This is a genomic window from Flavobacterium hydrocarbonoxydans, assembly GCF_009789235.1.
In the GTDB taxonomy this organism is placed as follows: domain Bacteria; phylum Bacteroidota; class Bacteroidia; order Flavobacteriales; family Flavobacteriaceae; genus Flavobacterium; species Flavobacterium hydrocarbonoxydans.
In genome coordinates this window covers 576,967-594,523 of record NZ_WSTB01000002.1, presented here as the reverse complement: position 1 = coordinate 594,523, position 17,557 = coordinate 576,967, and the positions used below count along the sequence as shown (strand labels likewise).

At 33.3% G+C, this 17,557-nt stretch carries 19 protein-coding genes; 5 read left to right on the top strand and 14 right to left on the bottom strand.

All coding sequences use genetic code 11. From position 1 onward, the window contains the following. Positions 1 to 89: 89 nt before the first annotated feature. The 5 genes from atpA to atpB all read right to left on the bottom strand — a co-directional run bounded on the left by atpA (position 90) and on the right by atpB (position 4,235). A complete protein-coding gene (atpA, locus tag GON26_RS05610) occupies positions 90 to 1,667 on the bottom strand; it encodes a F0F1 ATP synthase subunit alpha (RefSeq protein ID WP_160373746.1) in 1,578 nt (525 codons plus the stop codon). A gap of 38 nt (positions 1,668 to 1,705) precedes the next feature. Beyond that, the gene (atpH, locus tag GON26_RS05605) at positions 1,706 to 2,239 is read right to left on the bottom strand and encodes an ATP synthase F1 subunit delta (RefSeq protein ID WP_160373745.1); all 534 of its coding nucleotides are present in this window, start codon (positions 2,237 to 2,239) and stop codon (positions 1,706 to 1,708) included. Positions 2,240 to 2,243: 4 nt separating this feature from the next. Then, a complete protein-coding gene (locus GON26_RS05600) occupies positions 2,244 to 2,735 on the bottom strand; it encodes a F0F1 ATP synthase subunit B (protein WP_160373744.1) in 492 nt (163 codons plus the stop codon). Between the two features lie 83 nt (positions 2,736 to 2,818). Further along, positions 2,819 to 3,019 (bottom strand): ATP synthase F0 subunit C, encoded by a 201-nt coding sequence (atpE, locus tag GON26_RS05595; protein WP_031453874.1) that lies wholly within the window; start codon positions 3,017 to 3,019, stop codon positions 2,819 to 2,821. A 40-nt stretch (positions 3,020 to 3,059) separates the two neighbouring features. After that, positions 3,060 to 4,235, bottom strand: coding sequence for a F0F1 ATP synthase subunit A (gene atpB, locus GON26_RS05590; protein WP_160373743.1), 1,176 nt, complete (start codon positions 4,233 to 4,235; stop codon positions 3,060 to 3,062). Positions 4,236 to 4,393: 158 nt separating this feature from the next. Between atpB and GON26_RS05585 the strand changes: the two genes are divergently transcribed. Continuing rightward, positions 4,394 to 4,555 (top strand): hypothetical protein, encoded by a 162-nt coding sequence (locus tag GON26_RS05585; RefSeq protein ID WP_160373742.1) that lies wholly within the window; start codon positions 4,394 to 4,396, stop codon positions 4,553 to 4,555. Between the two features lie 196 nt (positions 4,556 to 4,751). On the opposite strand, the gene GON26_RS05580 is transcribed toward GON26_RS05585, so the two are convergent. The 5 genes from GON26_RS05580 to GON26_RS05560 form a co-directional block, all read right to left on the bottom strand. Beyond that, complete coding sequence (locus GON26_RS05580) at positions 4,752 to 4,973, bottom strand: AtpZ/AtpI family protein (RefSeq protein WP_160373741.1); 222 nt, start codon at positions 4,971 to 4,973, stop codon at positions 4,752 to 4,754. Beyond that, positions 4,939 to 5,349 (bottom strand): bactofilin family protein, encoded by a 411-nt coding sequence (locus GON26_RS05575; RefSeq protein WP_160373740.1) that lies wholly within the window; start codon positions 5,347 to 5,349, stop codon positions 4,939 to 4,941. Before GON26_RS05575 ends, GON26_RS05580 begins: the two co-directional genes overlap by 35 nt. 8 nt (positions 5,350 to 5,357) lie before the next feature. Beyond that, positions 5,358 to 7,967: a type IX secretion system periplasmic lipoprotein PorW/SprE gene (porW, locus tag GON26_RS05570; protein ID WP_160373739.1), complete on the bottom strand. Its 2,610-nt coding sequence runs from the start codon at positions 7,965 to 7,967 to the stop codon at positions 5,358 to 5,360. An 89-nt stretch (positions 7,968 to 8,056) separates the two neighbouring features. Next, positions 8,057 to 8,752: an ABC transporter ATP-binding protein gene (locus GON26_RS05565; RefSeq protein ID WP_160373738.1), complete on the bottom strand. Its 696-nt coding sequence runs from the start codon at positions 8,750 to 8,752 to the stop codon at positions 8,057 to 8,059. 119 nt (positions 8,753 to 8,871) lie between these two features. Then, positions 8,872 to 10,332 carry a DUF5687 family protein gene (locus GON26_RS05560; protein ID WP_160373737.1) on the bottom strand — a complete coding sequence of 487 codons (1,461 nt, stop codon included), beginning with the start codon at positions 10,330 to 10,332 and terminating at the stop codon, positions 8,872 to 8,874. 126 nt (positions 10,333 to 10,458) lie between these two features. Here GON26_RS05560 and GON26_RS05555 point away from each other — a divergent pair, with 126 nt between their 5' ends. Together GON26_RS05555 and GON26_RS05550 are read left to right on the top strand one after the other, a co-directional pair. After that, positions 10,459 to 11,511: a ferredoxin--NADP reductase gene (locus tag GON26_RS05555; RefSeq protein WP_160373736.1), complete on the top strand. Its 1,053-nt coding sequence runs from the start codon at positions 10,459 to 10,461 to the stop codon at positions 11,509 to 11,511. Positions 11,512 to 11,652: 141 nt separating this feature from the next. Beyond that, entirely contained in the window at positions 11,653 to 11,961 is a 309-nt protein-coding gene (locus GON26_RS05550; RefSeq protein WP_160373735.1) for a hypothetical protein, read from the top strand. A gap of 311 nt (positions 11,962 to 12,272) precedes the next feature. Here GON26_RS05550 and GON26_RS05545 read toward each other — a convergent pair whose 3' ends face one another. Together GON26_RS05545 and GON26_RS05540 are read right to left on the bottom strand one after the other, a co-directional pair. Next, on the bottom strand, positions 12,273 to 13,280 hold the full coding sequence (locus tag GON26_RS05545; protein WP_160373841.1) for a glycosyltransferase family 9 protein: 1,008 nt from the start codon (positions 13,278 to 13,280) through the stop codon (positions 12,273 to 12,275). 264 nt (positions 13,281 to 13,544) lie between these two features. Continuing rightward, on the bottom strand, positions 13,545 to 14,150 hold the full coding sequence (locus GON26_RS05540; RefSeq protein ID WP_160373734.1) for a DUF4254 domain-containing protein: 606 nt from the start codon (positions 14,148 to 14,150) through the stop codon (positions 13,545 to 13,547). Positions 14,151 to 14,261: 111 nt separating this feature from the next. On the opposite strand from GON26_RS05540, the gene upp reads away from it, so the two are divergent. Continuing rightward, positions 14,262 to 14,915 (top strand): uracil phosphoribosyltransferase, encoded by a 654-nt coding sequence (gene upp / locus GON26_RS05535; protein WP_160373733.1) that lies wholly within the window; start codon positions 14,262 to 14,264, stop codon positions 14,913 to 14,915. Here the strand turns inward: upp and GON26_RS05530 are convergent. Continuing rightward, on the bottom strand, positions 14,910 to 15,839 hold the full coding sequence (locus tag GON26_RS05530) for a DUF6427 family protein (protein WP_160373732.1): 930 nt from the start codon (positions 15,837 to 15,839) through the stop codon (positions 14,910 to 14,912). The genes upp and GON26_RS05530 overlap by 6 nt on opposite strands. Positions 15,840 to 15,979: 140 nt before the next feature. On the opposite strand from GON26_RS05530, the gene GON26_RS05525 reads away from it, so the two are divergent. After that, a complete protein-coding gene (locus tag GON26_RS05525) occupies positions 15,980 to 16,210 on the top strand; it encodes a DUF6341 family protein (RefSeq protein WP_160373731.1) in 231 nt (76 codons plus the stop codon). Between the two features lie 42 nt (positions 16,211 to 16,252). Here GON26_RS05525 and purD read toward each other — a convergent pair whose 3' ends face one another. After that, complete coding sequence (gene purD / locus GON26_RS05520) at positions 16,253 to 17,527, bottom strand: phosphoribosylamine--glycine ligase (protein ID WP_160373730.1); 1,275 nt, start codon at positions 17,525 to 17,527, stop codon at positions 16,253 to 16,255. Between the last annotated feature and the right edge of the window lie 30 nt (positions 17,528 to 17,557).

The window sequence follows — 17,557 nt, the reverse complement described above, 5'->3', positions numbered from 1 at the left end:
TGTTAATGAGAAAATGTGACAATTTGAAAATTAGATAATTAAAAAATATCGGGGACATTTTCTAATTATCTAATTAAAGAATTATCTAATTAGTTATATTTTGCTGAAATTTCTTTTGCTGCTTTTTCGATAACATCAGTAATGTTGTCATCTAATTTACCAGCTTTCAAAGCATTAAGTGTATCTTTATGTTTTGTATTTAAGTAAGCTAAGAAATCTGCTTCGAATTCTTTTACTTTATTTACAGGAACGTTTCTTAATAAGTTTTTAGAACCAGCGTAAATAATAGCTACTTGATTTTCTACTGTATAAGGATCATTCAAACCTTGTTTCAAGATTTCAACATTTCTTTTTCCTTTTTCGATTACGTTTAAAGTAACTGAATCCAAATCAGAACCAAATTTAGCGAAAGCTTCCAATTCACGGAATTGAGCCTGGTCTAATTTTAAAGTTCCAGAAACTTTTTTCATTGATTTAATCTGAGCATTACCTCCAACACGAGATACTGAGATACCTACGTTGATAGCAGGACGAACTCCAGAGTTGAACAAATCTCCATCAAGGAAAATCTGACCATCTGTAATCGAAATTACGTTTGTTGGGATATAAGCAGAAACGTCTCCAGCCTGAGTTTCGATAATTGGTAAAGCAGTTAATGAACCACCACCTTTTACGATAGACTTGATAGAATCTGGTAAATCGTTCATGTTTTTAGCAATTCCATTATCAGCAATTACTTTACAAGCACGCTCTAATAAACGAGAGTGTAAGTAGAAAACGTCTCCAGGGTAAGCCTCACGTCCCGGTGGTCTTCTTAATAAAAGAGAAACCTCACGGTAAGCAACAGCTTGCTTAGATAAATCATCATATACAATAAGAGCTGGACGACCAGAATCTCTAAAGTATTCTCCGATTGCAGCACCTGCGAAAGGAGCATAAACTTGCATCGGAGCTGGATCAGAAGCATTAGCAGCAACGATAACTGTATAAGCCATTGCACCTTTTTCTTCTAACATTTTTGCGATTCCTGCTACAGTTGACGCTTTTTGTCCAATTGCAACATATATACAGAATACAGGTTTTCCTGCATCATAAAATTCTTTTTGATTCAAGATAGTATCGATACAAACAGTTGATTTACCTGTTTGACGGTCACCAATAACAAGCTCACGCTGTCCACGACCAACCGGGATCATAGCATCTACTGCTTTGATACCTGTTTGTAATGGCTCAGTAACTGGCTGACGGAAGATAACTCCAGGAGCTTTTCTTTCTAATGGCATTTCGTATAAGTCTCCACCAATTGGTCCTTTTCCATCAATTGGAAAACCAAGTGTGTTTACTACACGTCCTACCATTTGCTCACCTACTTTAAGAGAAGCAATACGTTGTGTTCTTTTTGCAGTTGATCCTTCTTTGATTCCTGTTGATGGTCCTAAAAGTACCACACCAACATTGTCTTCTTCAAGGTTCAATACAATAGCTTCAAGACCGTTGTCAAATTCAACTAACTCACCATATTGTACATTCGATAGCCCGTAAATACGAGCAATACCGTCTCCAACTTGAAGTACTGTTCCTACTTCCTCTAGCGTAGCACCAGATTCAAAACCTTCTACTTGCTTTCTTAATATTGCTGAAATTTCAGCAGGTTTGATTTCCGCCATCTTAATTTATAATTTAGACACTTTTATGTGTAATAAAACTAATTACTTAACTCTCTTTTTAATACCTGCAATCTGTTTGCAACAGATGCATTGTATTGCTTATCACCTATTCTTAAAATAAATCCTCCAATGATTGAAGCATCTACAATATTTTCAATTGTTATTTTTTTGTCTGATAAAGTCGCGATTTTAGCTAAAACTTTAGCTTCTAAAGCGGCATCCATAGGGATTGCTGTAGTAACAGTTGCTACTTCAACACCATTAATTACATCAAATAACATTTTATATTCTGTTGCTATTGCTTCCAGAATTTCAAATCTTTTGTTTTCAAATAATAAATGAAATAACCCTTTCGTTACACCATTTACATTTGCAAAAACCTCTAAAAGAGCACTTTCCTTAACTTCAACTTTTACAGTTGGGCTTTGAATAAAGGTACTCAATTCTAAATTGCTTTCAATAGTTGAAGCAATCACTTTCATATCGTTGTTTACAGCTTCGGCAACACCTTTAGAGTTTGCTAAGTCTAGAATTGCTTTTGCATAACGAATTGCTGCTCTTGTACTTGCCATAATCTTAGTTTAGCTTTACGTCACCTAACATTTTCTCAACTAATTTAGTTTGAGATTCTTTGTTAGATAATTCTTCTTTCAACAATTTTTCAGCGATGCTTAATGATAAAGTTGAAACTTGTAATTTCAATTCGGCCATTGCAGCATTTTTTTCATTTTCGATAGCTGCTTTTGCCTGCTCAATTAATTTTTGACCTTGCTCTTGTGCTTCGTTTTTAGAATCTGCAATAATTTGTTCTCTCATTTCACGAGCTTCTTTTAACATTGCATCACGCTCTACACGAGCCTCTTTCAAGATACGCTCATTGTCTGCAGTTAAATTCTGCATTTCTAAACGAGCAGCTTCTGCAGAAGCTAAAGCATTGTTGATCGATTCTTCACGACTTTTTACAGCGCCTAATATAGGTTTCCAAGCAAATTTTGCTAAAAGAATGAAGAAAACAATAAAGATAATTGTTGTCCAAAAAATTAAACTTTCTGGTGAAGTTAATTGCATAACAGTATATATTTAAAAATTGTTTGTCTTTGTTTTGAAAAAACTTCCTGGAGCCAACCGCTACAGGAAGTTTTAGATTTTAATTACTTTGCGATTAACGCAACAACTACTGCGAAAAGTGCAACACCTTCAATAAGTGCAGCAGCAATAATCATAGCAGTCTGGATTTTTCCAGCAGCTTCTGGTTGACGAGCGATAGCATCCATTGCAGAACCACCAATTTTTCCAATACCAAGACCTGCACCAATTACAGCTAATCCAGCTCCGATTCCAGCTAATACCATAATAATAAATTTATATAGTTAATAATTAATAAAACTCTAATTAATGATGATCGTGCTCTTCAACAGCCTGACCAATAAATAATGCTGAAAGCAATGTAAACACATACGCTTGCAAAGCAGCAACCAACATTTCTAAAACACTCATAAACAAAACAAATGCTCCAGCAACTGGTCCTATAGCAATGCTTTTGAAAATGAAAATTAAAGAAACCAAACTCAAAATAATAATGTGACCCGCAGTAATATTTGCGAATAAACGAATCATTAATGCAAATGGCTTTGTTAACATTCCTATAATTTCTACAGGAATCATAATTGGAGCCAACCAAACTGGAACTCCAGGTGTATTAAAAATATGTCCCCAATAATTTTTGTTCCCACTTAATGTTGTAACTACAAAAGTGATAAATGCCATTACAAATGTAAAGTAAATATTCCCTGTTAAGTTTGAGCTGAATGGAAAGAAAGGAATCAAACCAATAAGATTGTTAACCCAAATAAAGAAAAAGATAGTCAAAAGATAGGGCATATATTTACCATACTTTTTTGTGCCAATATTAGGAATTGCAATTTCGTCTCTAACAAAAGTAACAAGCGGCTCTAAAAAACCAGCCAATCCTTTTGGTGCATTTGGGTTATTCTTGTATGATCTTGCAACAGCAAAAAACAAGAAAAACAAAACAATCGCAGACATTAACATTGAGAAAACATTTTTTGTAATAGAAAAATCTAAAGGTCTTGCATCAAAAGCAAAAGCCCCGTTGTCTCTTTCCTCTTTTGTCATTTCTTCAAACTTATCCGCATAAAAAATTACTTCTTTATAACGAACTACTTTTTGACCATTAATATCAACTACATGATGTCCTTCATTATCATGATGGAATTTTTCAGATGAAAAAATCTCTAAACCGTTATTTGTCCATAAAATTACAGGCAGATTAAAAGAAATTGCATGACCATTCCAATCTGCTATATGAAAATCATGAGCATCTCCAATATGAGAATTGATTAATTCGCTTGCATTGAATTCTTTTTCTACATCGTGCCCGACAGTTTTTCCGTGCTCACTTGTTGTTCCATGACCTTCTGCTGCCAACTCCACATCATCGTGTTTCACTGAAACACTATCAACAGAAGTTGATGCAAAATTTATCGACGAAGTAAGCGCTAATAAAGTAACTAATAAGTACTGGACGGGTTTATTTGAAATTATCATTATTAAAACTGTTTCTAATTTAGGTTCCAAAAAATTTTTGCAAAGGTACATTTAAAATTGAAAATTGAAAATTTATACATGTAATTTTTAATATTTAAGTTTTCAACGAGCAATCTTATTGTTAATAAAGCAATTAACCTTTATTTATTAAGCGAATTGTGAAATATGTTTCAAAAAGTAAAAAACTAAAATACGGGGCAAAGAATGTAGTTAAATCTATAATAGGATTTTTAACCTCTCCTTTTATCAAAGGAATCAAAAAAATAATGGCAGCCATCATTCTAAAAAAACTTGCGCCTAAAAAAGCAAAACCAGTATAATTCTCAAAATTATTATTTACAAAAATTAAAAAAAGATATACCAAAAAAGTTGCAATAATATTAAAAACATAGATACTCAAAGGGCTATAAAAGAAGATTAATTTATCGGAAAGAAATTCCATTATGAAATATTGCACAATAAATAGTACAATAGAAAAAGGGATAAAATACTTTAGAAAATCGATTGTTTTGTTCATTATTTATTTAAATTTTTAACTTGCCTGATAACATTGTAAAGTGCTAGAAAAACAGAAAGCAAAGATAAGATTATAGTCCAAACAGAACCTCCATTTGAATATTTTTCGTCTAACTTAATTCCAACGTAGCAAAATAAAAAAATTATTATTCCCATTTGAAAAGGAATATTAACAAATACGATCCACTTATTCCTGTTGTTTTTGTTCGGCTCCTTTTCCATCTTTTGGTTTTTCCTGATTAACTTCTGTGATCATGGTGCAGGTTGCCGTAAAATTAGCTCCTGGTTCTATAGACAATTTGCCTACCAGAACTTCTCCGTGAATTTGTGCTGAGGATTTTATATTAAGAACTTCCAGAACTTTTATTTTTCCCTGGAATTCTCCTTCAATATCTGCATTGTTACAAATAATTTCTCCTTTTACAACTCCGGCATGACCTATCACTAATTTTCCTTGCGATGTAAAATTACCTATCAATTCGCCATCTAATCTAAAATCAGCTTTAGAAACGATGTCGCCAATTATGGTGGTTCCTTCCACTATTCTGTTGGTCTTTCCTAAGAGTTCTGTTCCGGTTTTTTTGGCTTTATCAAACATATTATAAATTATGGGGTTTTGGGGGCTAAATAAGAGTCAATATTTTTCTTAATCTGAACAATTTTGTAATTGTCACTAGAGATTATGATGGCTGGCTGTTTTACTTTATACTTTTTAGTATCGTTTAAAACACCCGCAACATCCTGCGCATACGATTCAGATTTTAAACCATGAATCACAACAAAACTTTCTTTTTGATTGTAGGTATCAAAAGAGGTTTTTAATTTTTCGAAGTTTTCTACATCTAAAAACTTCTTAATGGCGTCATCAATTTGTTTGGCTGAGTTTTGATCATCAGCTGTTACTCTGTAAACAATTTTCCAGTTTCGGTTGTCAACAGTTGTAAAATCAAGTTTTTCTAAGGTCGGAATATTTTTCTCTAAAATTTCGCGGGCATTTTTTCCTTCTTCACTATTAGGATAATTATCTGCTACATTTTCGAGTGCTTTTTTATAGGCTTCTAATCCGTTGACTTTTCCTTGTGTGCTGGCTTTCAATAATTCGAATTTCGATACGATATCGTCACCTGAATATTGATTGATTAAATTATCAATATTGTCTAATACGGTTTTAAACTGTTGCTCTTCATAAAGTTTATACCACTTTTGGTATTCTTTATCGGGCGAAAGATTATCACTACTATTGGTGTTATTAATAATTTGCGCATATCTCGAATTTGGATATTGGGCTGTAATCTCTGCTTTTATCTGCTCTGCCTTCTGCGGATTGGTAATTTGATATATCTTATACAAATTATACATCGATGGCAAAACCAATTTTTCTTCCGGATTGTTGCGTAATAATTGTTCCAGTTTATTGCTGGCCAAATTATACTCTTTAAATTTTTCTTTATAAATAAGCCCTAACTGATAATAGGCAAAATTGCGTTCTTTACCAATACTATCAATAGCTGCTTTTGTTGTGGGAAGCTGTTTTTCGTAAAAATCAGTAGTGTATTTTTCGATGACAATCGTATCTTTTGCTTTCTCAGCCGCGGCCAAAGCATCAGTTATAGAATCATTTTCTGCACTATTTGTATTGGCTCTTGAAGCTGCCATTCTCCAGTTGCCGCTAAGCGCTCTGTTTCCCCACATTTTTTTGAACTGAATTTTTCCGTAAGCAACTGTGGATGGATTGTAAAAATAAAATGTACTGGCTACATCATTATTAGATCCCGGAGTTGGAACTCCATCATTTGCTTTGGGTAAAGATTGTGGGTTTACAGCTCCATCTTGTAGAACATCAGGCTGCGAATTTCGCTCGATATTTTCCTGTTTTTCTTTTTCTTTTTCTTCTAAAAGACGTTTTGTTTCGTCTTTCTTTTTAAGTTCAGCAATGTAATCTTCAAAATATGATTTTCTTTTCTCTGGCGAAAAACTGTACACTTTCAGAATACTGTCGTTGCGTTTTGAAATCCCTTCATATCTGATGACATCGTCTAAGTTTTTCCGGTTTTTTTCAATCGAGGCAAACTCTCTGGTTTTAGGATCCAGTTTTACCAATGTACTGTCGTAATATTTAGCAGCCATTGTATAATCTGTATTTTTAAAATACATATTACCAATATTTCGATAAGTCGAAGCTACTAAATAAGAATCTGCAGATTTTCTTTTTAATGATTTATTATAAAACTCTAATGCTGATTCCTGATCTTTTCTTTTATCAAAATACACTCCCATTTCGTAAAAAAGCACATCATAATAAGGTCTGTTTTCGCGATCAGCCACTAATTTATTATAGGTTTCAATAAATATAGTGTCGTTATCTTTTTCATAATCAAATAGCTGAGCTTTTTTAGCATAGGCATGCATCATGTATTTTCTGTCGGCTTTTCTATTAAGATCGATTACACCATCATAAAAATAAATCGCACTATCTTTTACGCCGGCTTCCTGATACATTTGCCCCAGAATAAAACGGTATCTTGCTTTTTCTTCGTTGTTTTTTGTAAACTCTTCGGCAATTCTAAGTTTGGCAACAGCACTATCTTTTTGTTCTAAATTCAAAAAAGCTTCTGACAACAAAGCATTTGCATCAGCAAAAGTTTGTTTACCAAGATCTGTGTTTTTTAATAATTTATTGATATTTTTAACCACAATAGCATCATTGCCCAAACGCATATTGGTTTTTTCGCGCCAAATTTTCGCTGTATAAATATTGCTGCTATTTGGGTATTTGTACAATATATAATTGAATGCCTCCAATGCCGGAATAAAACGCTGATCGTAATATCTGGCTTTTCCGAGCAACAAGTAAGATTCGTCTATCTGATAATTTTTTTCTCTTCCGCCAATATTCATCGAGTGTTTCTGAATGGCTTTGGTCGCTTTGGTTTCGGCCAATTCGAAATCAGCATTTTTAGCTTTTGTTTCCTCTCTGTTGGTTTCGTCGATTTGCATTTTTTCGATAGGCAGCATCTTCCAGAAATTGTCCTGATTGTTGCCCTGAATAGATTTCAATCCTTTATCCAGGCCAATTCCGCCATTGTACAAAATGTTGTATTTTGTGCTTAGCGCATGCGAATTTCTAGACAAAAAAGTGTTTTTCTTGGTAGAACAGGCTATCAAAAAGAATAAAAACAAAAGCGTAAAACAATATTTAAGAGTATTCTTTTTCAATAGAAATAGATTTAAATCATTTAACTTCTAAAAAGGATTTTTAGTATAATGACTCGTAAAAATACGCTTCTTTTTGAAATATCAGAAAATTATACTGCAAAAAACGTTTCTAACTCCTGTAGGGTTTCTTTTGATGTCTGAATGTCTTTTACAATTTCACCTTTATTCAATGCTACAATCCTGTCACAAACCTCTACAGTGTGCTGCAAATCGTGGCTCGAAACCAAAACGGTAACATTAGGATTATCGGCTAAATCTTTGATAATTTTTTTTAATCGGCTTACTGTAGTTGGGTCTAAATTAGCAAAAGGCTCGTCCAGAATCACTACTTCAGGATTACCAATTAGCGTCGCAATGATACCAACCTTTTTCTGGTTTCCTTTGGATAAATCACGCAGGTATTTTTTATTTTTTAAAATTTCTCCATTAAAAAATTCTTCGTGTTCCGCCAATAAAGCATCAACATCAGCTTTGTTTTGATTGCGTAAGTCACCAATAAAATAAAAGTATTCCTCAGGAGTAAGATATCCAATCAGGAAACTTTCGTCAAGGAACGAACCGGTAAATGATTTCCAGTTTTCGCTGGTATTTACCTGAATATCATTGTTGTTTATATATCCGGTTGTTGGCTGAATTAAGTCTAATAACAAACTGAAAAAAGTCGTTTTTCCTGCGCCGTTATTTCCTACTAACCCAAAACTTTGCCCTTTTGGAATTTCAAGATTTTCGATATTTAAAACTGTAGTTCCGTTATATTTTTTTGAAAGTTGATTTACTTGTATCATGAATGTAAATTTTAGATTGTTGATTTCAGATTTTAGATTTAAAAAATCTGCTGTTTGTTTATATGTTCCATTTCAATCGGATAAAAATTATCTGATTGACACATTTTTAAATTGACTAATTAATTTTTTTGTTTGTAAGCCTGAATCGTACTGTATTTTTCGACTTTGTATCTTTTTTCGATAAGAGAAAATACTTTATTTCTGAAGATAAAACCCAGTACTCCTGCTCCTGCCACTAAAGTAAGTGCTACTGTTTTGTCTCCAAAATGAAGTCCAATCCAATACAATAATAAGGGCAATAATAATTTGGGTAAAGTCAATAACATCGCATTTACATTGAATGCTTTTTTGTCACCAAAAGCTCCGCTTGCAGCACTCAAATCGATTGGTGTTTTAGTAAAAGCACCTCCTAAAAGTACCAGATGCGAGTTGACTCCTATATTATAAATGGCGCCTACAACAATAGTCAGGTACGTTTCTAAACCATAAAAAAGGTAAAAAGAAGCTAAAACTGTTGAGACCGCAGTTGCAATTACAACTAACCACCATTTTGACGTAATATATCCGCGATACGGAATGTTTTGTGTCATCATTAATTGGTAATACGAACTATCCCAACTTGGTACAAACTGCCCGAAGACAAATAAAAATCCGCCCGAAACAAAAATTCCGGCAAAAATGTGCATCACAGGTGGCTGATGTGAATTTGCAAAAAAGATCAATCCGTAGAACAAAAAGAGAACGCTCATCAAAATTGTCGTTTTCGATCTTTTGTTTCTTTTGATCAATTTTATATCATTTTTCAGGAAGGTTCCTAAAGTCCCAAATTGATTCAGCCACACTAAATTTTCAGTTTTGGCAATATCTTCTTTTTTAGAAAGTCCTGCGTCTAAGAATAAATTGTTTTTGAAATATTTAAAAGTAAAAGCATACAAACCAATCAGGATTAAAAATGGAATAAGAAACAATGCTTTTTTTGCATATAATCCCAGAAAAAAAGGCGTTGTAAAAACAGTAACATCAAATAGTTTATAATATTGAGCGGCTCCTAAACCCAGAATCAAAACAACAAAAACTACAAATAATTTGTCGATATTACTTAGGATAATATTCAGGAAATTATTTATATATATCAAAGAAAAAATCGCCAGGTTCCAGCAAATTACGCTTAAAACATCATATCCTTCCATAATTAAAACAACCGAAAAGGGTATAAAAAACAAGGCGTGAACCCAATTGAAAAATGACAAGGCTGTTTTTCCTAATGAAAAATGCACAATAGTTGGTTTCTTAAACGGCAGCACCAATAAGGGTTTGATATTGAGAACCGGAATTGCCTGCATCAGGAGTCGAACCAGTAAATCGAACAATAAATAATAAATCAAAAATTTATTGATTGTAACAAATGGATCTAAATTCATTTCTTTGAGTCCATAAAAAAGCAAAACTCCAACAGCTATAAAACAAACTGAAAAATAAGCCATCAAAAATCCAATTAAGATTTTCATGGCGAGATTTGTTCCAAAGGAAGCTGAACGGGTAAAGGCTTTCCATTCGAGATAAATAAACTTTTTAATCATGGTTTTGTTTTTTGGTTTTGTAGTAAGATACCAAATGTAAGAAAACGTTACAAAAAAAGTTAAAAAAAATAATTTCGTGCCTGAGATTTAGTCTCTGTTTGCTACTTTTGCATAAAATTATATATCATGCCTTCATTTTTAAAACTCATAATTAAAGAGGTAAAACGTGAGACTGCCAATGCAGTTTCGGTACTTTTTAATGTTCCCGAAGAACTAAAATCAGATTATAAATTTATAGCCGGACAATACGTTAATTTAAAATTAACTCTTGATAATCAAGAAATTAGACGCGCTTACTCTATATGTTCTGCTCCAGAAAACGGCGAATTAAGAATTGCTGTTAAAGCCGTTAAAAACGGTTTGTTCTCGCAATTTGCAAACACAAAACTTAAGGCTGGTGATGTACTTGAAGTAGGTCATCCTGAAGGAAAATTTACCTTTGAACCAGACGCTGAAAGACAACGAAATTACGCCGCCTTTGTTGCCGGAAGCGGAATTACGCCGGCAATCTCAATTTTAAAATCGGTTTTGAAAAGTGAGCCAAAAAGCTCATTTGTATTGGTTTACGGAAACAAAACTCCGGAAGATACTATTTTTCACCAGGAATTACATGATTTGCAATTGCAATATGTAGGTCGCTTTTTTGTGCATTATGTTTATAGTCAGGCTAAAGCCGAAAATGCTTTGTTTGGAAGAATCGACAAATCGGCGGTGAATTTTGTTTTGAACAACAAACACAAAGAGCTGCAATTTGATAAATTCTATTTGTGTGGTCCGGAAGAAATGATTGATACCGTTTCTGGAATTTTGAAAGAGAAAAATGTAAAAGAATCGGCTATTAAGTTTGAACTTTTTACTTCTTCTTCACAAGAACACGAAATCAAAACTTCATTAGAAGGACATACAAAAATTACCGTTTTGGTTGATGATGAAGAAGCTACTTTCGAAATGTCGCAAAAACAAACTATTCTTGATGCAGCCTTAAAACAAGGAATCGATGCTCCTTATTCCTGTCAGGGCGGAATTTGCAGCAGCTGTCTGGCGCGTGTTACGACAGGAAGCGCAGAGATGACCAAAAACTCTATTTTGACTGATAAAGAAATTGCCGAAGGTTTGATTTTGACTTGTCAGGCACATCCAACATCGGAGACGATTTATATCGATTTTGATGATGTGTAAAAGTTAAAATTCCAAAAAAATTGAAATTCCAAATTCCAAACTTACTATTGGAATTTGGAATTTTTTTGTTTTATCATCATTCACAGTCTTTGTCAAATTGGAATTTGGAATTTTTTTATTGGAATTTAATATTTATTATTTATGAAATCAGTTCGGGAAATTTTTAAAAATAAGCAACATCTTTTGGAGGAACCTGAAGTCGAAAAACTTATAGAATATTGTGAAGAATTGCAGGATGAAATCGTGGAGTTTAAATTTCAGAAAACCAACAACAAAGAACTCGCTATGCTTGACATGATCAAAGAAGTCATAAAAGGATGCAATGCGATTGAAAAAGAACAAATGGAGCACGAACGATTTGGTTTTGAAGCACCAAATTATGAAGAGACCATTTCGAACTTAAAAAATTATATTTATGAACGTTGCCGGGATGAGAAGATTTGGTTGTAGTTGAAAATCCAATATATATAAAATTAAATCACAATAAAAAAATTCCAAATTCCAACTTATCATTGGGGTTTGGAACCGAGTGCTAGCGAACAGGCGAAGCAATTTTTTTAACCACTTTATCATTCCGTAGAAATCTAAAAGAACTCTTTGCTAAGATTCCTACGGAATGACAAACTGTATCTTTTAAAAATCAGGAAAAACCAACCCAAACTTGTCATTCCGTAGGAATCTCAGCAAAGTGATTCTACAAACAAAACTCCAACTGATCGTAGAGATTCCTACGGAATGACAAGTTTGGGTTTAATTCTGTTTTAAAATTGAGTTTGAATTTTAGCAACTATATCTTCCGGAAGAATCGTTCTCATCGCATCTTCGTAACCTTCAACCATTTTATTTCCATATACCGAAGTTGGTAATTTTGGAAATTGATTTCGATCTGAAGTCAAAGCATTTTCTAAACTCTGATTAAAAGGTAAAAATCCTGCGTACGGATGTGTTGCGCCCCAAAGCGTGATCACTTTTACACCCAGCATAGCGGCAATATGTGCGTTTCCGGAATCCATAGAAAGCATTACGTCGAGATTGCTAATAAGTTGTAATTCTTGCTGAAATTTAATTTTTCCAGCCATATTAATTACGTTTTCAAATGGTTTTGCAAGCGAATCCAGAATTTCGATTTCCTTCTTTCCCCCTCCAAAAAGCAAAATTTTATAGTTTTTATTTTGTGCCAATGTTGTAATCACTTCTGTCATTAAATCAATCGGATATACTTTTGAATCGTACTGGGCAAATGGCGCAATCCCGATTAATTTGTAATTTTCTTTTCCGATAATTTCCAAAAGATCAGCACTTAAATTTGCCTTTTCAGGAAATTCAGGATTCGATAAATCTAATGGAAAACCCAATTCTTCAAATACTTTTGCGTGTCTTTCGAACATGGTTGGGAGCTGTTCAAAAACTTTATTTTCGTGACGTGTCAGTTCTTTTTTACCTTCACGGCCTTTGTCAACTGTAGCTCTTTTTTTTCCGCTTAAAGCGAAAAGTAAACTCACAATCTTAGAACGCAAAACGTTATGCAAATCTGCAAAAGCATTAATTTTGAGTTTTTTGACGTCTTTAAATAATCTTAAAAGTCCAGGAAAACCTTTATGGCGCTCTTTTTCATCAAAAGCAAAAAAATCAAGATTCGGAATTCCATCAAAAAAAGGCTTAAAAAAAGGGCGGGAAATTACCGTAATTTTTACCGTTGGATACTGTTTTACAAAAGCGCGTAAAACAGGAACCGTCATGGCGACATCTCCCATTGCTGAGAGTCGCATGACGGCTATATGTTGAATTTTGTTTGACAATTTTTTTATTTTAAATTGAAAATGTTTTATACTTTAAATCCCGTTAATAGATTAAATGTCAATATATTATACTTCGCTTTTTTTTTAGCCCAGATTGAAATGAAAATCCCGGAGCAAAAAAAAATAAAGTTTCTTGTTTAAAAAAAGCGACCAACGGAAGCTCTTTTTTGAACAATAGAAACTCTATTTTTTTTGTGAGGAATTGAAATGAAAAGCTGAAAATAGCTTCCCTAATTATTTCTTATTCTGATACAAAACCGGGTTCAGATCATCGTCATTGTACATTTTCATTTGTTTGTACACTTTCATGAATTTTTCGCCACTTTCGATATCAGCAAGTAAATCATCAATTGCAGTTGATAAATCTGTTCTTTGTTCTAAAAGGATATTTAATTTTTCCTGACATTTATCTCTGTGCTCTTGCGAAGCCTCAGTACGAGTAGCTTCTTCCTGCATGTGATAAATTTTTAGCGCTAAAATAGACAATCTGTCAAAAGCCCAGGCAGGACTTTCAGAGTTTATTTTTGCTCCGTCTTTTACCTGAACATGGCTGTATTTTTGCAAAAAATAACTATCGATATATTCTACCATATCGGTACGCTCCTGATTCGATGCGTCGATTTTTCTTTTTAATGTTAAAGCAGCTACAGGATCAATTTGCGGATCGCGAATAATATCCTCAAAATGCCACTGAACGGTGTCAATCCAGTTTTTTAAATATAATAAATGTTCGAATTTATCTTTTGGAAAAGGATTGTTTATAGGCTGATCTACACTATCATATTGATGATAATCTTTGATACTTTGTTCGAAAACCGAATATGCTAATTTTGAAAACATGTCTTTATTTTTTAGAGTTACAAAGATACTTTTTATACTTTTATAGTACGAAAAAAACGAATATTTTTTCGGTTTGGTATTCTTTCCAATTCAACATTTTAAAAATTAAATATGAAAATTCATTATATCTCTGAAAATAATAGTGTTTTAAACCATTTTTTAGGTCAAATCCGAAATATTAATATTCAAAATGACAGTATGCGTTTTCGTAGAAATATAGAACGAATTGGCGAAATCATGGCGTATGAACTGAGTAAAAATTTGTCTTATAAAAATGTCGAAATTCAAACGCCGCTTGGCATTAAAAAAACTACAGAAATAAATGATGATTTAGTTTTATGTTCGATTTTACGCGCTGGATTACCGCTTCATAATGGTTTTCTAAACTATTTTGATCATGCGGAAAACAGCTTTGTATCTGCTTGCAGACATCATCCGAATAATGATGATGAATTTGAAATTCTGGTTGAATATCAAGCCCTTTCCATCATCAACAACAAAACGGTTTTATTGCTGGATCCGATGTTGGCAACAGGTCAGTCTATTGTTGCCGTTCACGAAAAACTGATTCAGAATGCAACTCCTGCTGAAATTCATATTGTGGTAGTTATTGCCGCACCGGAAGGCATTGCGCATCTTGAGGCAAATCTTCCGGAAAACTGTCACTTATGGGTGGCCTCTCTTGACGAAAAACTTAATGAAAAGAATTACATTGTTCCTGGTCTTGGAGATGCGGGTGATTTAGCTTACGGAAGTAAATTATAATTGGGAGAAAAAAGTAAATAAACTACACAGGATCAATACATAGAATACAATTTCGTTATTCAGTTTTTGCTGTACATATTCTATATGACTAGCAGCCATTACTGCTAATGGAGGAATTGTTAACAACAAAATATCATTGCTTTTCTCTGGTGAAATAATATAAATAAAAGCGGCCAAAACAAAATAAGCTACTACTTTTTTGAAAGACGAATGTACAATTTGTGGTCTGTTTGAAAGTGTCGTTAACATTGAGAAAACAAAAAACAACACCACCGCCACATAAATGGAGAGTGCTCCGTTTTCGTAATTATTTTTAAAATAATCGATTCTGAAATCAACAACTGCTCTTTGCTCGATAAACGTTACGGCATCAAAATTAAAAATTAAAGAGGTCATTAAAAACAAAATGGATACCGCCAAAAGTGCAATAAAAGGCAAAACCCAGTTTCTATAATCTCTTGAAGCATGAAAAATTATCGATATAAAAACCAAAATCAGGAAAAGAATACTCCAAAACTGGAACAAAGCGGCCACCAAAATCCAAAAAGAAGCATCAAAAATCTTTTCTTTTGAAGCTTTTAAGGATTGTAACGAAATCAATCTTCGGAATGCCAGCAACACAAAAAAGTTAGCATAAATAACATTCGGATTATTAAATATCGTGGGGAAAAACAGTGAGAATAATAAATAGAAAAGTGTAGCGTAACCATTGTCTTTACTGAGGCCGTTCTTCTTAACAACAAAATTTACCAGAAAAAAAGATGCTAAAATAAAGCACAACAAAACTATTTTTTGAAAGGCCAAAAAATAAGAAGTTGCCCAGGATGGATCCTGAATTTGATAAAGAAAAAAGAAAACCAGTATTAAAATTACGACCAAAGAATAATTTAATGGTGTAGATTTTCTAAAAACACTTGTAATCATAAGGATATTTTATACTTTTGTGATTGTAAATATAATACTTGTTTAAAAAGGAAAACCAACAAGTTGAAAAAAGATTCTTTTATTTGAATTTTGACTTCAATGCGTTACAAAACAATAAATAACATATAATTTTATAAATTATGACAGCTTTTTTCGAAGGAATACAATACTTATTCGTTAACATTTTATTTGCTCCGCTTGACTTTTTACGTTCATTAGAACTTGTAACCTGGTTTGGTGCAAACACAATCAACTGGATTTTCATGATTATCTGTAGTGCTGCAATCGTATATTGGATCAAACAATTACGTATTTTTGATGATGCTGGAACAGAAAACCAAGATACTACAGCTCACTCTTTTTTAAAATAAAAAAAGACTAACCCTTCGAAAAGGGTTAGAAATGTTTCTTTTTTAGATTAAATCGAAACCAATATCTTTTCTAAAATACATCTTATCAAAGCTTAGTTTATCTATGTTTTGATAAGATTTTTTTATGGCTTGTTGAAAATCATCTCCATAAGAAGTAATGGTCAATACACGACCTCCATTACTAACGACATTATTGCCATCCAATTTTGTTCCTGCATGAAACACAATCGAATCGGTAATGCTTTCTAAACCGGTGATTACTTTTCCTTTTTCGAAATCTTCAGGATATCCTCCTGAAACAACCATAATTGTAGTCGCACTTCTTGGATCCACTTTTAATTCGAAAGAACCTAATTCCTGGTTTGCAACCGCTTGAAACAACGCAACCAAATCTGATTCTAATCTTGGTACCACAACTTCTGTTTCCGGATCACCCATTCTCACATTGTATTCGATAACAATTGGTTCGCCTTTTACATTGATCAAACCAATAAATACAAAACCTTTATATTCGATTCCGTCTTTCTGGAAACCTTCGATTGTAGGTTTTACAATACGCGTTTCAATTTTTTCCATCAAAACAGCATCTACGTAAGGTACTGGAGATACTGCTCCCATTCCGCCTGTATTTAAACCTGTATCGCCTTCACCAATTCTTTTGTAATCTTTTGCTGTTGGCAAAATTTTATAGTTTTTACCGTCAGTCAAAACGAAACAGCTCAATTCGATTCCGTCCAAAAATTCTTCGATAACTACTTTTGAACTTGCTGCTCCAAATTTTTCATGAACCAGCATGTTTCTTAATTCAGTTTTCGCTTCTTCAAGATCCTGAATAATCAAAACTCCTTTTCCTGCTGCTAATCCATCCGCTTTTAATACATAAGGAGGTTGCAATGTTTCCAGAAAATCACATCCTTTTTCAACCGTTTCAGCTGTAAAACTGTCGTAAGCTGCAGTTGGAATGTTATGTTTCATCAGGAATTCTTTGGCAAATTCTTTACTTCCTTCTAGTTGAGCTCCTAATTTTGATGGCCCAATTACCGGAATATGCTGTAAACTTTCGTCGTTTTTAAAATAATCGTAAATACCTTTTACCAATGGATCTTCTGGTCCTACGACAACCATTTTTACATTTTCCTGAATTACAAATGCTTTTATGGCATCAAAATCGGTTGGAGACATCGCAACATTTGTTGCAATTCCAGCTGTTCCCGCATTTCCTGGTGCAACAAAAAGTTTTTCGCAAAGCGGACTTTGAATCATTTTCCAAGCAAAAGCATGTTCTCTTCCTCCTGATCCTAATAGTAAAATTGTCATCGTATCGTTGTATTTAGTTGTGGTGCAAAA

Coding starts and splice junctions, on each gene's coding strand:
- atpA (WP_160373746.1), bottom strand. CDS start 1,667: ATGGCGGAAATCAAACCTGCTGAAATTTCAGCAATATTAAGAAAGCAA.
- atpH (WP_160373745.1), bottom strand. CDS start 2,239: ATGGCAAGTACAAGAGCAGCAATTCGTTATGCAAAAGCAATTCTAGAC.
- GON26_RS05600 (WP_160373744.1), bottom strand. CDS start 2,735: ATGCAATTAACTTCACCAGAAAGTTTAATTTTTTGGACAACAATTATC.
- atpE (WP_031453874.1), bottom strand. CDS start 3,019: ATGGTATTAGCTGGAATCGGAGCTGGATTAGCTGTAATTGGTGCAGGT.
- atpB (WP_160373743.1), bottom strand. CDS start 4,235: ATGATAATTTCAAATAAACCCGTCCAGTACTTATTAGTTACTTTATTA.
- GON26_RS05580 (WP_160373741.1), bottom strand. CDS start 4,973: ATGGAAAAGGAGCCGAACAAAAACAACAGGAATAAGTGGATCGTATTT.
- GON26_RS05575 (WP_160373740.1), bottom strand. CDS start 5,349: ATGTTTGATAAAGCCAAAAAAACCGGAACAGAACTCTTAGGAAAGACC.
- GON26_RS05565 (WP_160373738.1), bottom strand. CDS start 8,752: ATGATACAAGTAAATCAACTTTCAAAAAAATATAACGGAACTACAGTT.
- GON26_RS05560 (WP_160373737.1), bottom strand. CDS start 10,332: ATGATTAAAAAGTTTATTTATCTCGAATGGAAAGCCTTTACCCGTTCA.
- GON26_RS05555 (WP_160373736.1), top strand. CDS start 10,459: ATGCCTTCATTTTTAAAACTCATAATTAAAGAGGTAAAACGTGAGACT.
- GON26_RS05550 (WP_160373735.1), top strand. CDS start 11,653: ATGAAATCAGTTCGGGAAATTTTTAAAAATAAGCAACATCTTTTGGAG.
- GON26_RS05545 (WP_160373841.1), bottom strand. CDS start 13,280: ATGCGACTCTCAGCAATGGGAGATGTCGCCATGACGGTTCCTGTTTTA.
- GON26_RS05540 (WP_160373734.1), bottom strand. CDS start 14,150: ATGTTTTCAAAATTAGCATATTCGGTTTTCGAACAAAGTATCAAAGAT.
- upp (WP_160373733.1), top strand. CDS start 14,262: ATGAAAATTCATTATATCTCTGAAAATAATAGTGTTTTAAACCATTTT.
- GON26_RS05530 (WP_160373732.1), bottom strand. CDS start 15,839: ATGATTACAAGTGTTTTTAGAAAATCTACACCATTAAATTATTCTTTG.
- GON26_RS05525 (WP_160373731.1), top strand. CDS start 15,980: ATGACAGCTTTTTTCGAAGGAATACAATACTTATTCGTTAACATTTTA.
- purD (WP_160373730.1), bottom strand. CDS start 17,527: ATGACAATTTTACTATTAGGATCAGGAGGAAGAGAACATGCTTTTGCT.